The following is a 22,255-nucleotide window of genomic DNA, read 5'->3' on the forward strand; positions in this document are numbered from 1 at the left end:
GCTATCTCCGTTTCGTTGCGATCGATGGCGACGGCATCTCGCGCGGCGAAGGATTGCCGAACTCGAGAATGCGGGACGGAGAGGTACGGCCGACAACAAGATCGGACAGCGCCAGAAAATTTCCGTTCAGACGTCCCCAGCGGTCGATCAAGCGGTCATTGAACAAGAGGCCCCGCGTATTCGCCAGGATGTTGCGGCCGATCTGGACGACGGCACGACCCCTCGACATCGTGCCCTTCCGGATCAGATAGACGGGATTGGCAACCTGCGAATAGCCGAGCCTTCGCCCGGGCTGGCGCCCGGATCTGACACCGAGATGCACCCCGCGGGCGCCTTCGACATGCACGGACCTGCCATAGCGGGCGATGGACCGGCTGAAATCGACATCCTCGAGCCAGCCATAGAGCGGCAGCTGTTCGTCAAAGGCCAGCGCGTGCTCGAGAACGGGTGAAAGGCGAACCGCCATGTTGCATCCGTAAGCGTTGTAGACCTCCGTCACCCGCTCGGTTGCTTCGCCCGCAGTATCAAGGATCTGCAGGGCCTTTGACATGCTGAGGCCACCATCCAGGACACCGTCGGCCAGGACTTCGCCGGTGGCGATCGCCACGTTGGGGTTAGCCGCAAAGACGGCCGCCATCCGGGGCAGGAAGGTCGCGGCGGGAATGAAGTCATCGTCCAGGAAGATCAGAACATCGATATCGAAAGCGGCAGCCTGGATGATCCGGTTGCGCTGGGAGGTCAGGCCGCGGCTGCCGACGATGACTTCCACATCGCAGCGGTCGGCGAGCCCGGCGGCATCGTCGATCGCGGGCACGCAGACGATCAGCCGCTCCGCCTGGTTCGGCAGAGCGGTGAGATAGTCGACCGTCTCCCGCAGTATCGAGGGGCGGCCCGCCGAGGCGATCCCCACGGCCATTCGCAGTGGATGGCTTGCGCGCTCCGCCATGGCTTCAGGTCCGCAAGGGACAGGCGCCGGCCCGATCGACCCGTCCTGCCTGGTTGCTTCTGCCGAGGGGGAGGTCATGACTGCATTCTCTTCGGCGCATGGTTGATGATCGCCCCGAGGATCTCCGCGCCGACATTCCGCAGCGTGTCGATGACGCGCATGGTATCGTCGATCGAAGTGTGCCCGTGCGAGGTCACCACGAGGACACCGTCCAGCTCCGACGCGATCGCATTGGCATCCGGCGACGCGGAGAATGAGGAGATATCGACGAATATGGCGTCGAATTCCTTTTTCAGGTCGGCAAAGCTCAACTGCGTGCGGCGGGAACTCAGGCGAATGGCCGGCGTCACCGCTTCGACCTTGCCGAGGGGAAGGAATTTCAGCGTCGGGGTGAGCGGCAATGCCGCCGTCTGAATCAGCTCACCATTGTCGAGAACATCGACGAGGCCTGTGGAACTATCGGGCGCGATCGATTTGCTGAGCGAGGATTTCTGCGCGGCCGCATCGATCAGCAGCGTGTGCGCCCCTGATATCGACGACAGCACCGCAAGTTCGCATGCTATGGTCGATGCGCCACTGCCGGGATTGACGGCGACTATACCGATGACGACCCGGCGTTTGCGCCGAAGACCGACGACCGTCGCGCTCAATTCCGCCATGCCCGGAATAACAGGATAGGCGGCTGTGTCGCTACTGCCGGTGTCGGCGGCGAGGAAACGCGCGGGGTCTCCATTCCGGCTCTTCCTCGATGTCGACAGCAAAGTGACGAAGGGCAGCCCACCGGCTTCCGCGATCTGATGGGGGCGGACGATCCGGCGATCGCCGGCATGCCTGATCATGGCAAGTGCCAGGCCGGCGCCAAGACCAACCGCCGCCGCAAAGGCGATGATGAGCGTGCTGCGTGGTCTCTCCTTCGAAAGAGGCAGCGTGGCTCGTGAGACGATCGTCGCATCGGACACCGGGTAGGTGATGCGCTGCTTGGCTTCGGTCAGCTGGTTCAAGGTATTTTCATAGAGGGTGCGGCGAGCGTCCGTCGCGCTCTGCAGTTCCGCAAGCTTGAATTGATCGCGCGGATTGCTGGTGAAGCTGGCCAGGGCGCTGGCAGCTTCGGCCAGTCCCCGCTGCTGCTCGATTACGAATTTTGCCAGCCAGTCGCTATATTGCCGGGAAGCATTGGCCTTCATCGCGATATTCTTCTGGATATACTGCCTGGCGAGCGTGTCGGCGATGTCGACTGCCTTCTGAGGGGTGGACGCTGCCGCCGATATCTCGATGATCGTCGAACTGCCGATCCGGCGTACTCCCATCATACTCTGCAGCGTGGCGATCGCCCGATCGTGGGTCCGCTCCTCTTCCGTCTGCGGTCGTCTCTCACTCGTGGCTGCGTCTGCCGTTTCCTGAGATGCGTCCGGTTCTGAAGAGATTCCCATCAACCAGTTCTTTGCCCTGTCCTGCAGCGAAGGCGTCTGATCGACAAAGTCAGGATCGGTGTCGAGACCAAGGACTCTTACCGTTCCGCTGACGACATCGCTGGATTTGGCAATCTCCAGTTGACCCTCTATAAATGCGTCTTCCGCGAAAGCCCTCTGGGCTTCGGAGCCGCTCACCTGGGGGAAGATCACAAGCTGCGTGTTGGCAACGAAAGTCGGCTCGACGGTCAGCAGGTAGCTCCCTGCGATTGCGAGGAAGGCGATCGTCGTCGTCACAATCCACAGCCAGCGCATTCTGAGAAAGAACAGCATATCCCGCAAGGTCAGCGGCGAATTCCCGCCAGTGGCTGCGGGAGGCAGAGATATCGGAGAAACACCGCTGAAGATCGTGCTCGAGGTCATGTCGTCCTATTCCAAAATGGCGATATCACGGAGTCACCAGGCACCGGGTGACCGGGTGCTGGCAGCTTGGAGGGGACGGGGGGAGTAGCGTGTCTTCCGATTTCAGGCATGATCGGCAGCCCTCCCCCTGAAGGCTCAGTACGAGCCACGCTGCGAAAACAGGGCGGGAATTGTCTTGGCAATGATGACGAAGTCCCGGCCGAGCGACCAGTTGTTGAGATACTGGACGTCGAGGGAAACCCGGTACTCGTAGCTGACATCATTGCGCCCGCTGGTCTGCCAGTGACCGGTCAGGCCCGGGCGGACGGCCATGTAGGCCCATATATGCTCGCCGTAGCGCGGCAGTTCCTCGGCGGTGATCGGCCGGGGGCCGACAAGGCTCATTTCGCCGCGCATGATATTGATCAGTTGCGGAAGCTCGTCGATGCTCGACCGCCTCAGAATCTCGCCGACGGCCGTGATTCTCGGATCGTCCTTCAGCTTGCGCGTCGCTTCCCATTCGCTTCGCGCAGCCGGGTTGTTTTCCAGCAATTCGGCAAGCTGAGCACTCGCGTCGGTCTTCATCGTCCGAAATTTGAGGCATCCGAATGGCGCTCCGCCGACCCCGATGCGCGTATGGGAATAGAAGACCGGGCCGCGGTCGCTCATCTTCACGATCAGTGCGACGAGCAACAGAAGCGGGGAAAGCAGGATCAAGGCGATAACGGCGATGAAAAGGTCTATCGCGCGCTTCGACGATCTGCCCGCTGCACGGGGCCGGGACGAATGGAGATCGCCGCCTTTCGCGGGCGGCCGCCCAACACGCGACCAAGCCTCGAAACTATGTGCTTCCCATGTCATCGGTGCTCTCCAAACATTCCGATTAAGAACCGTTGAAAGTTTGCTGCGCCGCACCCTGGTTGTCTGTTACCAAGGTCATAATCCTTAACAAATTCTTTATGCTACTAACCGGCATTAGTGAATTCCAACTACACCCAATAGCCTTATTTTCATATCTAATGACAATCTAACCTACTTCATGGTGATTAATAGGCGCAGATTCATTTACAGTTTTGATATGATCATTTCGGTTGTTGCTGATTTTTAATTCACCAAGACTGTTTAATAAGCATGTGTCATTGATTGAACGATGGTTTTGTGGTTTCGCCGAAATTTTGATTGCAATTGATAATGTATCTTTTGCTTCTCAACCAAATGTAGACTTTATCTTTGCGTTATCTCTTGCCGATGTTATTTGACTCTCATATTAAGACAATATAAATGATGCAGTGCAGCATTGCCTATGGTTATTCGAGTACTGGGAGTTGTGCGCATGGACGGGTTGACACACGCATCAGATCGCAGAGCCGGCATCGGCAAGGCGGCGGTACCGGCTAACGGCGGCATTCATCTCAACAGTCGCATCGTCATTGACGACGAATTTCTTTCCTGCCGATCGAGCGTCCGACGTTTCCGGCGCGGCGAGGTCATCGCCGGGGCCGGCGTTCTCGTCGATACGTTTGCGCGCGTACAGTCGGGGGTGGTCAGCGCAAGCACGATGCTACCCGACGGCAGGGAATTCATCGTCGAGATCATTCCGAAATCGGGCCTTATCGGCGAGCTCGAGGTTCTGCGCAGGCAGGCCTTGAGCCTCGAATACCGAGCCGGTTCCAACTGCGAACTGCATTTCTTCGAAGGCCGGCTGCTGCGCGACATGTACGCCAGCGACCCCAGCTTTCGCGAAAAGGTCTTCTCCAGGGCGCTGGCGCGTATTTCAGAGCTTGAACTCCGCATCATTGCAAATGCGGCGTCGAGCCTGCAGTCGAGGCTGGCCAGTACGCTGCTGCGGCTCTCCGCCGTATATGGAAAAGATGCGGCAAACAGCGGGGACGAGCTGGTCATCTCGCAAAATGACCTGGCGGCGACGCTGCCGGCGTCCCGCGAGAAGGTCAATCAATGCCTGAGGCGCCTGCGGGAAAGCAAGATCATCGACGGCGGGCAGGGCAAGATCCGCATTCTCAACCGCAAGGCGCTGGAGGCCTGTGCCAACGCGGTTTCGGTGAAGTGATGGGCTCATCGCTCCCCGAGGCCCCTCGATCCGCTGCTAGCTTCGGCCGCTTTCCCCGCCCCGGCACCACAAAAATCGATCGCGTCGTCATCATCGACGACTACTCGGTGGCCAGAGGCGGTGCAACAGCGCTTGCGGTGTTGTCTGCCAAGCTTTTTCGGGGACTCAGCATCCCTGTAACCTATATTTGCGGGGATGACGCCGCCAATGCGGAGCTTGCCGCACTTGGGGTCTCGATGGTCGGGCTGAACAGCCGCGACCTGCTCAGCGCCGAACGTGCCAAGGCTTTCGTGACCGGCATTCACAATGGCGCCGCCGTCCGTATGGTCGCCAACTGGATTGCCGCACAGGACACCGCCAACACCGTCTATCATGTGCATGGCTGGCACCAGATCCTGTCTCCGGCAATTTTCAGGGCGCTGATGCCGGTCGCCAGGCGATGCGTGGTTCACGCACACGATTTCTTCACGGCCTGCCCCAACGGCGCGTTCTTCGACTATCAGGCGCAGGAAATCTGCCTTCGACGTCCGCTCGGGGGAAGCTGCATTGCAACGGCCTGCGACAAGAGAAGTTATTCGCATAAATTGTGGCGGGTCGCCCGCGGCTCCAATATCCTCCGGCGCCTGAAGGATCAGGCCGATTTCGGCCGGATAATTCTGCTGCACGAGAAGATGGCGAGCTTTCTCGTCGGCGCCGGCTATCGACCGGAGCGGCTGACGACGATCCGCAATCCCGTCGCTCCTCTCTCCATCAAACGCATCGAGGCGGAGGCCAACGACGAGTTCGTCTTCATCGGGCGGCTGGACGAGGAGAAGGGCATAGAAGACGCTGTGGCCGCCACGCGCAGAGCCGGCGTCAGGCTCTGCGTGATCGGGGACGGGCCGCTGATGCCGTTGGTCGCAGCGTCAGGAAATCACGTCAGGGCCTTGGGCTGGCAGTCGCATGCGGAGATTGGCCCGACCATCCGCAAGGCGCGTGCCCTGTTGATGCCTTCGCGCTATCCCGAGCCGTTCGGCCTCGTCGCTATCGAAGCAGCCAGGAGCGGTCTGCCGGTCATCATGTCGCGCAGCGCCTTTCTCGCCGAGGAAATGGAAAGAGCCGGCATGGCGCTTGCCTGTGATACGGCTGACGAAAGCGCCTTTGCCGAGACTTTGGCGCGATTTAGCCAGATGCCGAGGCATGAGGTCCGCGCCATGAGCGAGCGGGCTTTCCGGCTGTCGCCGGATCTCGCCTCGACACACGAAGAATGGCGCGACGCGCTTCTTGCCGAATATCACAGCCTGATTTCAACGAATGTGGTTCCCGAACTGACAGACGGTGTGGCGATACAAGGAGTATTCAGTTGACCCTTAAAGCAACAACCTCTCTTCCTGACGCGAGAGCATTTCTTGGTGATGCGCCTGTGATGGCGAAAAGACGCGTCGCGGAGGCCGGAAGCGCAAGCGAAACCAAGCAGCTGCGGGTTGCCATCGTGCATTACTGGCTCGTTTCGATGCGCGGCGGCGAGAAGGTCGTCGAAGAACTGTGCCGCATGTTTCCGCAGGCCGACATCTTCACCCTCGTCTGCAACCGGGATCGCATCAGCGATTTTCTGAAGACGCGGAACATCCGCACGTCCTTCCTGCAGAAGATCCCCGGCGCGCAGCGTCATTATACCAAGATGCTGCCGCTGATGCCCTTCGCGCTCGAGCAGTTCGACCTGCAGGATTACGATCTCGTGCTGTCGAGCGAATCCGGACCCGCCAAGGGCATCATCACACGCGCCGACGCCCTCCACGTCTGCTACTGCCATTCGCCGATGCGCTATATCTGGGATCAGTTCCATGTCTATCGCCATGGCCTTCCCTGGGTGGGCCGCGCGTTGATGTCGATCACCGCGCCCATGCTGCGCGCCTGGGATGTGACGACGTCCTCGCGGGTCGATCTGTTCGTCGCCAACTCCGATTATGTCGCAAGCCGCATCCGCCGCTTCTACGACCGGGAATCCATCGTCATCCATCCTCCCGTTGCGACCGATGATTTTGCGGTGGGGAAGGGGAAAGGCGAGTTCTATCTCTATGCGGGACAGCTGACCACCTACAAGCGGCCGGATATCGCCGTTCGCGCCTGCACCGAGGCCGGCCGAAAACTGGTGGTGATCGGCGAGGGCGAACAATTGGCTTATCTGAAGTCGATTGCCGGACCGACCGTCGAGTTTCTCGGCCATCAGCCCTTCAACGTTCTGCGCGATCACCTGTCGCGATGCCGCGCCCTGTTGTTTCCGGGTACCGAAGATTTCGGCATCCTGCCGGTGGAAGCCATGGCATCGGGGCGGCCGGTCCTGGCGTTCGACGCCGGCGGCGCCAGGGAAACCGTTTCCTCGCCGCAGGTCGGCTTTCGCTTCGCGGAGCAGACCACAGAAGCTCTGCTGGAAACGATGGCGGCGTTCGAAGAGGTGGAGGACGATATCGATCCGCATGCGATCCGCGCGCACTCGTTGAAATTCTCTTCCGCCGTGTTCCGCGACCGTCTGTCCGGCCTGATCGAGCAACAACTATCCACCCATGGCGACCGACCCGCCGACGTCTTCAGAAGACGGCCGGGCTGACGGGAAGAAGCGGAGCCGCCTGCGTTGCCGCCGCGACCGAAACCGTCTCTCAAACCCTCGACGAGGAATAAATAAACAGACCATGTCAAGCGTATCTCAGAGGACGGCGACGGCGAGCATCTGGACCATCAGCGGAAAATTCCTGGCGCGGATGCTCGATTTCGTCAGCCTCCTTGTCCTGGCAAGGCTTTTGAGCCCCGCGGATTTCGGCCTGGTCGCCATCGCGACCTCGGTGCTGGTCATCGTCGAGACAATTTTGGACCTGCCGCTGACGCAGGCCCTGATGCGTCAGCCGTCGCCTTCGGACGATATGTTTGCCACGGCCCTTACCCTCAGCCTGCTTCGAGGCGTGGCCATCAGCACGCTGATGATGATCATCTCCTGGCCGATGGCGCTGATCTATGACGATTCCCGGATTTTCTCTCTTGTCGCCGTGCTCTCCATCGCGCCTGCCATGCGCAGTGTGATCAGCCCGCGCATGGTGTTGTTCATGCAGCGGTTCGATTTCAAACGCGAGTTCGCACTCGATCTCATCACCAAGGGGTCGACACTGCTATTCGGTGTCGGGGTGGCGGTCGCGACCGGCAGCTATTGGGGACTGGCGATCGGCGCGGTTGCAGGCCCGACCGCCGCGGCGATCACCTCCTATGTCTTTGCGCCGATGCGGCCGAGGTTCAGCCTTTCTGAGTGGAAGCACTTTCAGGACATGATCAGCTGGAACACCGTCTCGCAGGTACTGAGTTCGATCAACTGGCAACTGGACCGGCTGCTTTTGCCGCGCTTTACCGGCTTGTCGACGTTCGGCGCCTTCAGCGTCGCCGACAACATCGCCGGTATTCCATACCAGACCTTCGTTGGGCCATTACTGCGTCCGCTGATGGCGGCATTCTCGACCGTCGATGACAGTCGCAATCTGATCGCGGCCTATCTGAAGGCGACGAACGCGATCACCTTCGTTGCTGCGCCCATCCTCCTCGCGCTCGCTTTTCTTGCCGAGCCGTCCGTACGCATTATCGTCGGCGAGAAATGGGCATCCGCGGCGCCGATTCTACAATGGCTGTGCATCGTCAGTCTGCTCGGTCTTCCCACGAACATGATGCCGCCATTGGCTATGGTCCTGAACAAAACCCGCTATCTCGCTCTCCGGATGTTTGCCGAGTTCGCCGTCAGGGTTCCGGTCACCATCCTGGGCGTTGTCTATTTTCAGGTAGCAGGAGCATTGGGTGCGCGGATCGTGGCGGTGCTTGTCGCCTATGCCGCATCGCTCATCATCACGCGTCGGCTGATCGGCGCGACGTTTGCCGCTCAGTTGTATGCCTTTTTACGGCCTCTGGCCGCGAGCTTGCCGATGATCGCTTTCCTGCTGTGGATCGAGCCGATGCTCTCCGCCATGCCTGTCGGCCTCAACCTTGTCGTCAGCCTGGCGCTTTACGGCGGGGCGGCAGTAGCGATCTTCTGGGCCTTCGCGCTGCTCGTGTGGCAGGTTGTCGGTAGACCCGACGGCATCGAGACCATCGTCGTCCAAAGGCTCATGCCGCGACGAAGCGGGGTTCTCACTTCATGATCGAAACAAGTGCAGTCCAACGATTGGTTTGGCGTTTTCGGAGGAGCAGAATGCGTTACAAGGTATCTTCTAAGGCTTTTGGTTTGCTCATCATCCTCGGACTGGGGGCGTTACCCGGCCAACCGAGCGTCGCCCAGGAGCCGCTCAATATCAATGCCTACCAACTGACGTTCGAGGAGAGTTTCGACAGCCTCGACGTTTCGGCCTGGGGAGAGAAAAGCTCTCGCTGGATCGCCCATACGCCCTGGAACGGCGATTTCGGTGACGCCCGTTTCACCGATCCGGCCCCCGGCTTTCCGTTTACCACCGATCAGGGAATTCTGAAGATCGAAGCGCGCAAGGAGGCCGATGGAACCTGGCGTTCGGGCCTGTTGTCGTCGGTGAACCCGAAAGGCCAAGGATTCTCGCAGCAGTTCGGCTATTTCGAAGCACGGATGAAGCTGCCGCCGGGCAAGGGCGTCTGGCCGGCCTTCTGGCTCATCGGGCTCGACCGGTCGAAATACACCGCAGAGATCGACGTCTTGGAATATTATGGACGCGCGCCCTACGAATTCAGCATGGGCTTTCATATCTGGCGTCAGAGCCAGGGTGGCCAGAACACCACCGGTGGCCATTGGCAAACCGTCCAGGATGGAATTTTGAACAGCGAATATCACACTTACGGCGTCGATATCCAAGCTGACAAGACGAGCTTCTACCTCGACCGCCAGTTCATCTGGAGCTTCGATACGCCGAAGGAGTTCCATATGCCGTTCTATCCGCTGGTGAACCTGGCACTCGGCTCAGGTTGGCCGATCGATGAAACGCCGAATCCTTCCATCCTGCTCGTCGACTATATCCACGTCTACCAGCGGAAGCCCACCGACGCGGCGAATTGAGCAGGGGACGGGGATAGTCGTTCCGTCGCTAACGGCCGCAGCTGAGGCCGGTTTCCGGATCGAAGAGATGCATTGCCTCTTCGTCGAAAAAGAGGGTGAGCTTTTCGTTGTCGCGGATCGGCGTGCGCGGCGGCAGGCAGGCCATCAGGCGCTGATTTCCGGCAAGGACGGTAACGACGAGTTCCGGGCCGGTCAGCTCTGCGACCTCCAGGTTTGCCTCGATCGACGGGCCGGTGCCGCCTGTGCGAAGCGCCTCGGGACGGATGCCGAGGATGAGGTCGCGGCCATTGCCGGCCGTCTCGCGGAAACGGGCGGGCAGGGGCAGGCTGGCATCGGAGCCTGAAAGCGCCAGGCGATCGTCACGCACTGTTGCCTTCAGCAGGTTCATCGGCGGCGCGCCGACGAAGGTGGCGACATAGAGCGTTGCCGGATGGTTGTAGATCTCCTCGGGTGTGCCGAGCTGCTCGATGCGGCCGTCGCGCATGACGGCAATGCGGCTGGCCAGCGTCATCGCCTCGATCTGGTCATGGGTGACATAGACGACCGTCGTCTTCAGCATCTGATGCAGCCGCTTGATCTCGGTGCGCATCTCCATGCGCAGCTTGGCGTCGAGGTTGGAGAGCGGTTCGTCGAAGAGGAATACTTCAGGCTTGCGCACCAGCGCGCGGCCGATCGCGACGCGCTGGCGCTGGCCGCCGGAAAGTTGGCTCGGCTTGCGGTCGAGCAGGTTTTCGATCTGCAGCAGCTTTGCAGCATCACGCACGGCCTTGTCGCGTTCCGGCGCCGGCACCTTGCGCATTTCCAGGCCGAAACCGATGTTCCGGTGCACCGTCAGGTTGGGATAGAGCGCGTAGGATTGAAAGACCATGGCGATGTCGCGGTCCTTCGGATGCACGCCGAGCACCGAGCGGCCGCCGATCCTGACATCGCCGCTCGTCGCCTCGGCAAGGCCGGCAATGATGTTCAGCAGGGTGGATTTGCCGCAGCCGGAGGAACCGAGCAGCACCAGGAATTCGCCGCTTTCGAGTGAGATGTCGATGCCTTTCAGCGTTTCGACGTCGCCATAGGTCTTGCGGATGTTCTGAATTTCGAGTGCGCTCATCGCACTGGCTCCTGCAGGTGTATCGGGCCGCCATAGTTGCGGGGAAGGGTGGAAATGGCGCGCGAGGCAACCTCGGTTCCCGCCATGAGGCAGGAAACCAGCGGTGCATCGCTTGCGAGCGCGGCGAGGAAAGCGGCGTTGAAGACATCGCCGGCGCCGATCGTATCGACGACCTCAACGACGGGTGCGGCCACCGAAACCAAGAGGCCGTCCGGCCCGATCGCGATGGCGCCGTCCGGCCCACGTTTGACGACGACGATCGCACCCTCCGGCATATGCGACCTGATGTGACGGGCGGCCTCGATCGGATCGGCGATGCCGGCAAGCGTGGTCGATTCAACCTCATTCAGCAGCGCGATGCCGCTGCGGGAGAGCCAGGCGCGTGTCGCCGCGCAATTCTCGTCTGTCCAGCCGTCGAGCGGCCAGCCGGTATCGAGGGCGATGGTGATGCCATGGCTGTCGGCCCAGTCGAACAAGGCGTCATATTCTCTCGTCAGATCGTCGGTCAGGAACGAGCCGCAGAGAAGGGCATAACCGCCCTGAAGCCTCTCGCCCTCGATGACCGCGAAGACATCTGCCAGGCTGAAGCGCGGCAGATGACCCCTTGTGGTGAAGAAGGTGCGTTCGCCGTCCGGATGGGTGATGCCGACGGAGAGTGTCGTTTTCTCAGGACGCACCGGCCATTTCTCTGAACGGCGGCCGAAGGCTTCTCGCAGCCAGCGGCCGAACTGGTCACTGCCGATGTTGGCGGCGATCTCGAATTCGACGCCAAGCGCTTGCCAGGCGAGCGCGCTGTTGCCGGCTGCTCCGCCGACCCGCAATTCGTCATGGTCGACGATGATTTCCGTCCCGGCCTTCGGCCAGGGGGCGGCCGGTCCAAGGATCAGGTCGACATTGACGTTGCCGATGACTGCAAGTGGCCGCATTCATTCGCTCCGGGTGATTTTGGTGGATCGAACAGGCGTTCCGGCATTCTCCACGCGGGTATCGGCAAAGGCGATCATCAGTCGCTGGGCAACCGGCAGCATGGCGAAGATCGCGGCAAGGCCGGTTGCAGGGGCAAAGCGGATCGTCACTGCGCCGGCGACCGGCGCTTGCCCGGATGCGTCGAACAGGATGACGGGGGCGCCGGTCTCGACGGCGGATACCGCCATTGCGGTGACCAGGCCGGCCGTCTCGTCCGAGCCGCGGAAGAGCACGACGCCGATCTCCGGCCCCAGCATCTCCATCGGTCCGTGACGCAACTGGCCACCCTCCAGCGAGAAGCAGGGACGACGCGACAGTTCCGTCAATCCGAGCGCCAGCGCCTCGGCGACACCCTGCAGCCGCCGGCCTGAGGTGACGACGGTCGCGACGTTTTCGAGGGCGGCGAGGGCGTCGGCGATGTCCTGGTCTTCAGGCGCCCTGAGGACGGCAAGCGCGGCGCCCGGATCTTCGCCGAGGGCGGCAAGGATTGCCAGATGCAGGGCGAAGGTTACCGTCAGGCTGCGGGTGGCGGCGAAGGCAAGCTCGGTGCCGCCGCTACCCACCAGCGACGGGGTCGTTCTTGCAAGGAAGGAACTGCCTTCGAGCGTCAGGCCGAAGGTCTCCGCCGTGCCGCCGGTCTCGTCGAACCAGCGCACGACCTCGGCGCTTTCGCCGGATTGCGAGGTGACGAAGATCGTCCTGCCGGTGATCGGCAGCGGCTGGCCGAGCTGCTCGGACAGCGGCAAGGCGAGGGCATCGATGCCGAGCGCGCGGTAGAGCGGCTCGACGGCACGGTTGACGGCGTGCGAGCCGCCCATGCCGATCAGCAGCAGCCGGCCGGTTTTCTTCAGCGAGGCGGCGGCCCTCGCCGCCATCGGCCGGGCAGCTTCGTAGGAGGCGATCGCATCGGCATGCTGGCGCGCCATTTCGCGATCGATCGCGGCAAGTCCGGCCGGCCGGATTGTTTCTTCTGTCATGTTCATCCCTTGACGCCGCCGCTGGTTAGCCCGGAAATCAGGGCGCGTTGCATGACGAGGCCGATCAGCACGGGAGGCAGGGCGGCGAGCACGCCTGCCGTCGCGATCAGTCCGTAATCGGAAACGCGGCCGCCGGCGAGATCGGCGATGGCGACGGTCAGCGTCTTGGCGCGCTGGTCCGAGGTGAAGAGCAGCGCATAGAAGAATTCATCCCAGGCAAGCAGGAATGCAAAGAGGCTTGACGTCGCGACCACGGGGGCGGCGAGCGGCAGCGTGATGATCCGCAATGTCTGGATCAGGCCGGCGCCGTCGATCATCGCGGCGGATTCGATTTCGCGCGGGATGGAATCGAAGCCCGATTTCATCAGCCAGGTGGTGAACGGCGCGAGAATTGTCAGATAGACGAGGGCGAGGCCGAAGACGTTGTTCAGCATGCCGAGATGGGAGAGGCTCATATAGAGCGGCACGGCGAGCGCCACCGGCGGCAACATGTAGGTGGCGATCACCATCGACAGCGACCAGCCGACGGAAGGCGTGCGCGACACCGCCCAGCCGGCCGGAATCGCAAGCGCGATGGCGGCGATCGTCGCCATGCCCGCCACCTCGATGCTGTTGCGCAGCGATGAGGTGAAGGCGGCGCCGGCGCTGTTTTCGAGCGTCGAGAGCAGCACGGCGTAGCGCGAGAAATCCGCCGTCTGCGGCCACCAGCGCAGGGGTTTTGCTGCAAGATCGGCGGCCGGCGAGATGCTCATGATGAACAGCCACAGGATCGGCGCCAGGATGACGGCGGCGAGCAGCAGCGCGCAGAGATGGATGAAGGCGGAAAAGAGCGGGCTCTGGCGTTCCATCAAGCGGCACTCCCGGCGGTCTTGCGCACCAGGGCGGCGTAGCCGGCGGCAAGCAGCGTCACCAGCAGCGTGACGATCAATGCCAGCGAGGCGCCGGAGCCTGCCCGCTGGAAGGAGAAGGCTTCCTGATAGACGAGGATCGACAGTGTACGCGTGCTGTTGGCCGGGCCGCCGCGGGTCATGACCCAGATGATGTCGAAGACCTTGAAGGCTTCGATCGTGCGCAGCACCAAGGCGACCATCAGCGGGCCGGCGAGATAGGGGAGGATGACGAAGCGGAAGCGGGCGAAAGCACCGGCGCCGTCGACCAGCGAGGCGGCGGTGATGTCGCGCGGCACGGCCTGAAGTGCGGCCAGTGCGATCAGCGCCACCAGCGGGAAATTCTTCCAGCAGTCGGCGACGATGAGGGCTGCCAGCGCCGTGCCCGGCTCGCCGAGCCAGGAGCGGTAGGCCTCCAGCAGACCGAGTTGGGTCAGTGCGGCATTCAGCGCGCCGTATTCCGGATTGTAGATCAGCCGCCAGAGCGTGGCGTTGACGACGGTCGGCAGTGCCCAGGGCAGGATCATCAGGGCGCGAAGCACGGTGCGGCCGCGAAACTGCTGGTTCAGCAACAGCGCCGCCAGAACGCCGATCACCATTTCGGCGGCGACCGAGATGATCGCGAACCATGCGGTGGTGATCAGCGTGCGCTGGAAATTCGAGCCGGAGATCATCTTGGCATAATTGTCGATGCCGACGAAGTTTCCTTGCGTGCCGACGAGCTTGGCATCGGTGAAGGAGAGGCCGATAGTATCGATCAGAGGCCAGCCGATGACTGATATCATCACCACGAGAAGCGGCAGCATCAAAAGCCACGCGCGGGTTGTCAGCCAAGTGCCCGACATCGAGGCGACCCTTCTTCATTCATAGGTTATCGAAAGCGAACCGGGCGACGGCGGGCGCCGCCCGGGTTTCATGCTTTGCTCAGAGGCCGCTGTTGTCGGCCGCCGACTTCAGCGCGTCTTCGGGCGAGGTCTGGCCGAGCAGCGATTCCTGGATCGCTTGCTGCAGCGCGGTCGAAAGCTCCTGATATTTCGGTGTCGTCGGACGTGGATACATGGCGGCAAGGCCGATCTTGGCGGCGGAGATCAGCTCCTCCTGGCCCTTGGTGACAGCAGGGTCTTCGTAGGAGGATGCCCAGATCGGCAGGCTGAGCTTGGCATAGGCATTCTGCGTTGCCTGTGATGTCATGAAGGTGATGTACTTCCAGGCCTCATCAGGATGCTGGCTGGCCGAGGTGATGCCGAGGCCCATCGAGCCGTTGACGGCCGAAGCCTCGCTCTTGCCGGCAACACCCGGCGCCGGCACGACGCCGACCTTGCCCGCGACCTTGCTGTCCTTCGGATTGTTGGCCATGTTGTACATGTAGGTCCAGTTCAAAGCGAAGGCGGCATCGCCGTTTTCGAAGACCTTGCGGACGTCCTCTTCCAGGAATTCCTTGGAGTTCGGATTGGTCAGGCCCGAGGAATAGCTGGAGACCATGTATTTCAACGCATCGAGGCCGCCGCCGGTCTGGAAGGCCGGCTTGCCGTCCTTGAGGAAATCGCCGCCATAGGCGCTGACGAGTGTGGTGTAGTCGCAGATCGCGGCCTCGGCCTGCGACCAGCTCCAGGCGATCGGCGTGGCGAGCAGGCCCTTGTCCTTGATGGTCTTTGCCTGCTCGGTCAACTCGTCCCAGGTTTTCGGCGGCGCCTTGATGCCGGCCTTTTCAAGGATTTCTTTGTTGTAGAACAGGTATTTGGTGTCGAGGATCCACGGCATGCCGTAATATTTGTCGTCGTACTGCACGGTGGTCCAGGCGCCCGGCAGCACGCCCTTCTTCATCTCGTCGGTGACACGAGAGGAGACGTCGACCAGAACCTTGTTGGTGGCGTATTCGGCCGGCCAGATGACGTCGAAGAGGACGACGTCGTAACCGCCGCCGGACCCTTGCGCCAGCACCGTCTTGTCGTGCAGGCCTTCATAGGGAACGAATTCGAGATTGACCTTGATGTCGGGGTTCGCCTTGGCGAAGGCGTCGGTCATGGCGCGCACATCGGCCTCGCTATAGGCGGCCTGTGCCATGAAGAGCGCGTTCAGCGTCGTTTCGGCGAAAGCGTGCGGCGCAAAGGATGCGCCGATCAAGGCCGCACCGAGAAGCGTCTTGTTAAGGGATTTCAGCATTGCAGCCTCCAGTTTTTGACATTTACGCATTGCCGAGGGCGGACTTCGCCGCCCTCGGCGTTCGAGAAGGCGCGTGTTGAAAACGTGCCAGTCCATCATCTCGGAGCGTCGTCGGAGGCCTCGCTGGGCTTCCTGCGTTCCCTGGGACTCTCCGGTCCCTCATTAAGTCAAATGTATTGACTTAATACTTCTTCAACATTCTAATGGAGTCAAGAGGCAATTGCAGATGAATGACAGTCGACCGATCCGGGCCAAGAGCGGCACCAATCACGAAGGCACCAGCGCCCATAACCGGCGCGTGATGATCGATGCCCTAAGGATCAACGGTGCGCTTTCACGCGCCGATCTGGCGCGGGCGACGCGGCTGACCAAGCAGACGGTGTCCAATATCATCGAGGAACTCGAACGCGACGGTCTCGTCAGTTCGCAGGAGGCGGTGCGGAAGGGCAGGGGCCAGCCCTCGACGCCCTACGGCCTGGTGCCCGAGGGCGCCTTTGCGATCGGCCTGCAGATCGACCGGCATGTGACGCGGGCGGTCGCCGTCGATCTGGTCGGCAGCGTTCTCGTGCGTGACGAGGCCGGCCTGCCGCCAGGCGGTCCGTTTAACGGGACGAAGGTCATCCTTGATCTCGTCGCCGGCGTGCGGTCGAAGCTCGCCGGGATCGTCCAGCAATCGGAAAAGCGGCTGGTCGGCCTCGGCGCCGCCATGCCCGGACCCTTCGGGGTCGCCGGCAGCGGCGACGATCCGTGGATGATGGAGGCTTGGCAGAAGTTTCCATTGCTGGAAACGCTGGCCGCCGGCACCGGGCTCGATGTCGGCCTGCAGAACGATGCGGCCGCGGCGGCGACCGCCGAGCGTATGGTGGGAGCCGCCCATGGCCTCGACCATGCCGTCTGCCTCTTCGTCGGCTATGGCATCGGTGCCGGCCTCATTCTGAACGGCGAGCTTTACCGCGGCGCCAACGGCAATGCCGGCGAGATCGGCATGGCATTGCTGTTTGCCGACGGCAAATCGACGCCGCTCGAACATCGCGCCTCGCTCGCCTCGCTCTACCAGCATCTGTCGATCGATCCCGCCGATCCTGACCTTTATGCGCGGATCAACGAGCTTGCCTTAAGGGGCGATCACGGCATCCGCGCCTGGGTCGAGGCGGCCGCAGCGGACCTGCGCTGGAGCATCCATCTCCTCGAGACGCTGTTCGATCCGCAGACGGTGATCCTCTGCGGCAGCGCGCCGGAAGCGCTGGTAAGCAGGCTGTTTGCGGCGATCGGCCCGCTGCTGCCGTCGATCGCCGAGCGCCGCGGCCGGACACTGCCGCGCCTGCAGCCGGGCATAGCCGATCCCTGGTCGGTGGCGCTGGGTGCCGCCGCCGGGCCGATCAGTCGTGCATTCGATCCACGTTTTGCCGCGATCCTGAAGGATTCCCGTCAGTCCTGAGGCTGAAACCAGTGTTGCACACCAGTGCAACGGCAAAAAATGCGGGCTGTTGGCAAGTTTCGTTAGGATGGTTCGGGCGAATAAATCCGTCCGGTCGAAATATAAATAAATATTGCATTCCCCCTAAAATTCCATTGTTTTGAATGTAATAGAAATTTACTCGCAATATGCTAAAGAACTCCTCGAAATTTCTCCAAATATATCTCCGATATCGGCGAATAACAACTATGTGAATTTTTTATGACAACTGGATTTCGATCATTTCATGTCATGGAATATTCATTGGCCGCGGCAATTTGAACCCGCTAATAGGGCGTGCGCTGAAAGTGCGCGTCCCTTTTACGTTCGAGGTTCTCATGCAAGCCAAGCTTCTCGGCGCCGTTGGCGCCCTTCTCGCTACAGCGTTTCTTGCTGGTCCCGCCGCCGCCGCCGATAAGACCAAGATCGACTTCTGGTTCGGCAACTCCGGTGACATTGCCAAGCGTGTCCAGGAACAGTGCGATCGCTTCAACCAGTCGCAGGCCGATTACGAAGTCGTCTGCACCAGCCAGGGTAGCTACGATGCGTCCTTGCAGAACACCATCGCTGCCTTCCGCGCCGGCAAGCAGCCGACCATCGCCCAGGTCTCCGATGCCGGCACGCTCGATATCATGCTCTCCGGCGCCTATTATCCGGCCAACAAGCTGATGGCCGACATGGGTTATACCGTCGACTGGAACGATTATTTCTCAGGTATATCGGGCTATTACGCGACCTCGAAGGGTGAGATGTACTCCTTCCCCTTCAATTCCTCGACCGCTCTGCTCTACTGGAACAAGGACGCCTTCGCCAAGATCGGCAAGGATCATGCTCCGGCAACCTGGAAGGAAGCAGGCGAAGACCTCAAGGCTCTGAAGGATGCAGGCTATGCTTGTCCGCTCGGCTTCGACATCTCCAACAACGAAGTCTGGCAGTACATCGAGCAGTTCGAAGCCGTCAACGGCGAAGCCATCGCCACGAAGAAGAACGGCTTTGAAGGTCTCGACGCCGAGCTGGTGTTCAACAAGAACCCGCTTCTGGTCAGCTATATCAAGGACCTCAAGTCCTGGTATGACAACAAGCTTGCCGTGATCAAAAACAAGGCCGTCGGCCAGACCTTCGTCGAAGCCTTTGCCGCCGGCGATTGCCAGGTCATCCTGACCTCGGTCGGCGACCATGGCAATGTTGGCCGCACCGCCAAGCAAGGCATGAACTGGGGCGTTTCCATGCTCCCGACCTACGGCGACGCAACCCGTCACAGCTCTTACGTCGGCGGCGCTTCGCTTTGGGTTCTGAAGGGCCATTCGGACGCTGAATACAAGGCTGCCGCTGCCTTCTTCAACTTCATCGCAAAGCCGGAAGAGGCTCTGACCTGGTCGACCGTTACCGGCTACATCCCGGTTCGTAACTCCGGCTTCGAATATCTCAAGAAGCAGGGCTTCTACGACAAGGCGCCTTATGCCGGCCGCGAACTCGCCATTCAGAGCCTGACCGCATCGCCTGCCGGTGACGCGGCTCCGCACGGCATCCGCCTCGGTGGCCTGCTGCAGGTCCGCACCGAAATCGCCAATGGTCTGCAGGCCATCTTCGTCAACAATGCCGATGTCCAGGCTTCGCTCGACGGCGCTGCCGAACGCGGCAATACGCTCCTGCGCCGCTTCCAGCAGACCTATAAGAACGTTCAGTTCCCCTGATCGCCCGATATATGCCGCACCCGGCCCGCGTCGCGCGCCGGGTGCGTCCTTGTAAGTTCCCTTATCGGCCGCGGATGCGTACTCGCCGCCCGCGTCTAAAGCGCGCCGCTCGCGCTTTAGATCTTTATGTCGGCGCATGTCGTTACCGCAAAACCGCTGCACACTTTTGCGCGACATGCTTTAAACCAAACCAGGACGAAAACGACCACTCATGGAAAAGCGCGTCACTTTCTCCTCGACGACGATCGGACTGCTCTTCGCATTTCCGATGCTGCTGCTGATCTTCGTCTTCTTCTATTGGCCAAGCGCGCAGGCGCTCTATTGGGCGTTCACGCTTGAGCAGCCATGGGGCGGCGGCAATGCCTGGGTCGGTTTCGACAATTTCAAACAGTTGCTCACCGATCCGATCTATTGGGACTCGATCACCCGTAGCATGATCTTCGGCTTCAGCTCGACGGCGATTGCCATGGGACTGGCGCTCATCCTGGCGCTTTTGACCGATCGTGAACTGCGCGGCCACAAGGTCTACCGGTCGGTGTTCATCTGGCCTTACGCAATTGCCGCTCCCGCTCTCGGGCTCGCCTTCCGCTTCATCCTGGCGCCGGAGGCCGGCCTGCTGTCGGTCATCAATCACGTCTGGCCCGGTCTCTGGAACCCGGCGCTCGACGGCAAGGATGCGATGATCGCCGTCATCGTCGCCTTCTCGTGGAAATATATCGGCTACAACTTCATCTTCTTCCTCTCGGCGCTGCAAGGCATTCCGCGCTCGCTGATCGAGGCGGCGGCCATGGACGGTTCGGGGCCGATGCGCCGGATCTGGGATATCCAGCTGCCCTTGCTGACGCCGACGCTGTTTTTCCTGCTCGTCATCAACATCACAGAGAGCTTCCAGGATTCCTTCGGTATCGTCGACGTCATGACCCAAGGCGGGCCGGCGCGCGCCACCGAACTCATGGTCTACAAGATCTATTTCGACGGCTTCAGAGGTCTCGATTATTCCGGCGCTGCGGCGCAGTCGATCATCCTGATGGTGCTCGTCGTCCTTCTCACCATCTTCCAGTTCCGCTTCATCGAGCGGCGCGTGCACTACAAGTGAGGTCGCGGACATGATCGAACGCACGCCGATATTCAACTTCATCTGCTATACGCTTCTTGCGCTCGGCATGGTGATCGCGCTCCTGCCTTTCGCCATCGTCATCATCGCGTCGACGCTGGATCTGGAAACGGTCAATCGCGTGCCGCTGCCGCTCACGCCGGGCTCGCATTTCTGGGAAAACGCCGAGGCCGCCTGGGTTCGCGCCGACCTCGGCAACAAGCTGTTCCACAGCATCATCTTCGCCACGACGGTCGGTGCCGGCAAAGTCATGCTTTCTTCCATGGCGGCTTTCTCGATCGTCTATTTCCGCTTCCGTGGCCGCTATGTGATTTTCTGGATCATCTTCATCACGCTGATGCTGCCGCTGGAAGTCCGCATCGTGCCGACCTATTCGATTGCGGCCAACGCGCTGCAGCCTTTCCAGACGATCCTCGACGTCACCGGGATAAGCTGGCTCGTCTCGCAGATCACCGGCATTCAGATCAAGCTCGAATGGGGTCTGCTGAATTCCTATCCCGGTCTCGTTCTGCCGCTGGTCGCCACGGCGACCGGCACCTTCCTTTACCGGCAGTTCTACCTGACGGTTCCGGACGAGCTGGCCGAAGCCTCGAAGATGGACGGTTCGGGCCCGGTCCGGTTCTTCTGGGATATTCTGCTGCCGCTTTCGCGGCCGAATATGATCGCGCTGTTCACCATCATGTTCGTCTGGGCCTGGAACCAGTATCTCTGGCCGTTGCTGATCACCACCGATCCGAATTTCGGCATTGCGGTGACGCAGTTGAAGACCCTGATCCCGTCCGAATTCGGCCTGCCCGACTGGAACGTCGCCATGGCTGGAACCCTGATCATCATGTCGCCGCCGCTGGTGCTCGTCATCCTGATGCAGCGCTGGTTCGTGCGCGGCCTTATCTCCACCGAGAAGTGAAGGAGTACTCCCTTGGCACCGATCTCCATTCGTGGCGTGAAGAAGAACTACGGCAAGACCCCCGTCGTCCACGGCGTCGATCTCGACATCCAGTCGGGTGAGTTCATCGTCATCCTCGGCCCGTCCGGCTGCGGCAAGTCCACGCTGCTGCGTATGATCGCCGGCCTCGAGGAAATCAGCGGCGGCGAAATCGCCATCGATGGCCGTGTCGTCAACCAGATGGAGCCGCGCGAACGCGGCTGCGCCATGGTGTTCCAGAACTACGCGCTTTACCCGCATATGAGCGTCGCCGAGAATATCGGCTATGCCTTGAAGGTGGCCGGCGTTTCGACGGCGGAGCGTACGCGGCGCATCGGCGAAGTCGCCAAGGCGCTCAGCCTCGAACCCTTCCTCGACCGTCGGCCGGCCGCCCTTTCCGGCGGCCAGCGGCAGCGCGTCGCCATGGGCCGCGCGATGATCCGCGAGCCGAAGGTGTTTCTCTTCGACGAGCCGCTATCGAACCTCGACGCCAAGCTGCGCATCGCCATGCGCGCCGAAATCCGACGCCTGCACCGCCGCCTCGGGGCCACCTCGATCTTCGTCACGCATGACCAGACGGAGGCGATGACGCTGGCCGACCGGCTGGTGGTGATGAACGGCGGCAGGGTGGAGCAGGTCGGCACGCCGGAAGAAGTCTATCATCATCCGGTCTCGCGCTTCGTCGCCGGTTTCGTCGGAACGCCGGCGATGAACCTGCTCGAGGGTACGATCAATGACGAGGGCGTCTTCGTCTACGACCAGAGCCGCAAGGTCGTGCTGCCGCGCGAGCGCGCCGCACCGCTGAAAGGCAAACGCGTCGTGCTCGGCATGCGCGCCGAAGCCGCCCGGCTGGTGGCCCCGGATGCGCCGGGTGCCCTCACCGCAACGGCCGATTTCATCGAAGAGCTTGGCGCAAGCCGTGTCGTCCACGCCGATTTCGACGGGCTGCCCTTTGCCGTGGCGCTGACCGAGGCGGTGAAGGTGAAGTCGGGAGATCCGATCGGCATCGCGATCGATTACGACCAGATCCACCTCTATGCCGCCGATACCGGCCGAATCATCGAGAACACTGCCATGAGCGGCGCCGGCGTCGTTCACGCCTGAGCGCGCCGCAGGC

19 protein-coding genes are annotated in these 22,255 nt (G+C 61.5%); 10 read left to right on the forward strand and 9 right to left on the reverse strand.

The window, feature by feature from the left end:
* Window position 1: 1 nt before the first annotated feature.
* The 3 genes from FHT75_RS00110 to FHT75_RS00120 all read right to left on the reverse strand — a co-directional run bounded on the left by FHT75_RS00110 (window position 2) and on the right by FHT75_RS00120 (window position 3,618).
* On the reverse strand, window positions 2-1,024 hold the full coding sequence (locus tag FHT75_RS00110; RefSeq protein WP_028756172.1) for a glycosyltransferase family 2 protein: 1,023 nt from the start codon (window positions 1,022-1,024) through the stop codon (window positions 2-4).
* Complete coding sequence (locus FHT75_RS00115) at window positions 1,021-2,778, reverse strand: GumC family protein (protein ID WP_028756173.1); 1,758 nt, start codon at window positions 2,776-2,778, stop codon at window positions 1,021-1,023. Before FHT75_RS00115 ends, FHT75_RS00110 begins: the two co-directional genes overlap by 4 nt.
* Before the next feature lie 135 nt (window positions 2,779-2,913).
* Complete coding sequence (locus FHT75_RS00120; RefSeq protein ID WP_028756174.1) at window positions 2,914-3,618, reverse strand: sugar transferase; 705 nt, start codon at window positions 3,616-3,618, stop codon at window positions 2,914-2,916.
* A 472-nt stretch (window positions 3,619-4,090) separates the two neighbouring features.
* Between FHT75_RS00120 and FHT75_RS00125 the strand changes: the two genes are divergently transcribed.
* The 5 genes from FHT75_RS00125 (at window position 4,091) to FHT75_RS00145 (ending at window position 9,854) form a co-directional block, all read left to right on the forward strand.
* Entirely contained in the window at window positions 4,091-4,825 is a 735-nt protein-coding gene (locus FHT75_RS00125; RefSeq protein ID WP_063474360.1) for a Crp/Fnr family transcriptional regulator, read from the forward strand.
* Entirely contained in the window at window positions 4,822-6,171 is a 1,350-nt protein-coding gene (locus tag FHT75_RS00130) for a glycosyltransferase family 4 protein (protein WP_176707352.1), read from the forward strand. Before FHT75_RS00125 ends, FHT75_RS00130 begins: the two co-directional genes overlap by 4 nt.
* Entirely contained in the window at window positions 6,168-7,412 is a 1,245-nt protein-coding gene (locus tag FHT75_RS00135; RefSeq protein ID WP_063474362.1) for a glycosyltransferase family 4 protein, read from the forward strand. Before FHT75_RS00130 ends, FHT75_RS00135 begins: the two co-directional genes overlap by 4 nt.
* Before the next feature lie 82 nt (window positions 7,413-7,494).
* Entirely contained in the window at window positions 7,495-8,976 is a 1,482-nt protein-coding gene (locus FHT75_RS00140) for a lipopolysaccharide biosynthesis protein (protein WP_063474363.1), read from the forward strand.
* Window positions 8,977-9,026: 50 nt separating this feature from the next.
* The gene (locus FHT75_RS00145) at window positions 9,027-9,854 is read left to right on the forward strand and encodes a glycoside hydrolase family 16 protein (RefSeq protein WP_025570030.1); all 828 of its coding nucleotides are present in this window, start codon (window positions 9,027-9,029) and stop codon (window positions 9,852-9,854) included.
* 28 nt (window positions 9,855-9,882) lie between these two features.
* Here the strand turns inward: FHT75_RS00145 and FHT75_RS00150 are convergent, their stop codons facing one another.
* From FHT75_RS00150 to FHT75_RS00175, 6 genes are all read right to left on the reverse strand, one after another.
* Window positions 9,883-10,956, reverse strand: a complete 1,074-nt coding sequence (locus tag FHT75_RS00150; protein ID WP_063474364.1) for an ABC transporter ATP-binding protein — start codon at window positions 10,954-10,956, stop codon at window positions 9,883-9,885.
* Window positions 10,953-11,882, reverse strand: coding sequence for a PfkB family carbohydrate kinase (locus tag FHT75_RS00155; protein ID WP_063474365.1), 930 nt, complete (start codon window positions 11,880-11,882; stop codon window positions 10,953-10,955). Before FHT75_RS00155 ends, FHT75_RS00150 begins: the two co-directional genes overlap by 4 nt.
* Window positions 11,883-12,905: an SIS domain-containing protein gene (locus FHT75_RS00160; protein ID WP_063474366.1), complete on the reverse strand. Its 1,023-nt coding sequence runs from the start codon at window positions 12,903-12,905 to the stop codon at window positions 11,883-11,885.
* Entirely contained in the window at window positions 12,902-13,747 is an 846-nt protein-coding gene (locus FHT75_RS00165; protein WP_063474367.1) for a carbohydrate ABC transporter permease, read from the reverse strand. The genes FHT75_RS00160 and FHT75_RS00165 overlap by 4 nt, the downstream gene beginning before the upstream one ends.
* Window positions 13,747-14,631 (reverse strand): carbohydrate ABC transporter permease, encoded by an 885-nt coding sequence (locus FHT75_RS00170; protein WP_063474368.1) that lies wholly within the window; start codon window positions 14,629-14,631, stop codon window positions 13,747-13,749. Before FHT75_RS00170 ends, FHT75_RS00165 begins: the two co-directional genes overlap by 1 nt.
* Window positions 14,632-14,710: 79 nt before the next feature.
* Window positions 14,711-15,949 (reverse strand): extracellular solute-binding protein, encoded by a 1,239-nt coding sequence (locus FHT75_RS00175; RefSeq protein WP_063474369.1) that lies wholly within the window; start codon window positions 15,947-15,949, stop codon window positions 14,711-14,713.
* A 226-nt stretch (window positions 15,950-16,175) separates the two neighbouring features.
* Between FHT75_RS00175 and FHT75_RS00180 the strand changes: the two genes are divergently transcribed.
* The 5 genes from FHT75_RS00180 (at window position 16,176) to FHT75_RS00200 (ending at window position 22,242) form a co-directional block, all read left to right on the forward strand.
* Complete coding sequence (locus tag FHT75_RS00180; RefSeq protein ID WP_063474370.1) at window positions 16,176-17,387, forward strand: ROK family transcriptional regulator; 1,212 nt, start codon at window positions 16,176-16,178, stop codon at window positions 17,385-17,387.
* A gap of 356 nt (window positions 17,388-17,743) precedes the next feature.
* Complete coding sequence (locus FHT75_RS00185) at window positions 17,744-19,099, forward strand: extracellular solute-binding protein (RefSeq protein WP_183851423.1); 1,356 nt, start codon at window positions 17,744-17,746, stop codon at window positions 19,097-19,099.
* 211 nt (window positions 19,100-19,310) lie between these two features.
* Window positions 19,311-20,195 carry a carbohydrate ABC transporter permease gene (locus FHT75_RS00190; RefSeq protein WP_017965892.1) on the forward strand — a complete coding sequence of 295 codons (885 nt, stop codon included), beginning with the start codon at window positions 19,311-19,313 and terminating at the stop codon, window positions 20,193-20,195.
* Window positions 20,196-20,205: 10 nt separating this feature from the next.
* Window positions 20,206-21,120 (forward strand): ABC transporter permease subunit, encoded by a 915-nt coding sequence (locus tag FHT75_RS00195; RefSeq protein WP_025570018.1) that lies wholly within the window; start codon window positions 20,206-20,208, stop codon window positions 21,118-21,120.
* Window positions 21,121-21,132: 12 nt separating this feature from the next.
* A complete protein-coding gene (locus tag FHT75_RS00200) occupies window positions 21,133-22,242 on the forward strand; it encodes a sn-glycerol-3-phosphate import ATP-binding protein UgpC (protein ID WP_063474371.1) in 1,110 nt (369 codons plus the stop codon).
* The last annotated feature ends 13 nt before the right edge of the window (window positions 22,243-22,255 follow it).

The organism is Rhizobium sp. BK112, from assembly GCF_014193215.1.
Taxonomy (GTDB): domain Bacteria; phylum Pseudomonadota; class Alphaproteobacteria; order Rhizobiales; family Rhizobiaceae; genus Rhizobium; species Rhizobium anhuiense.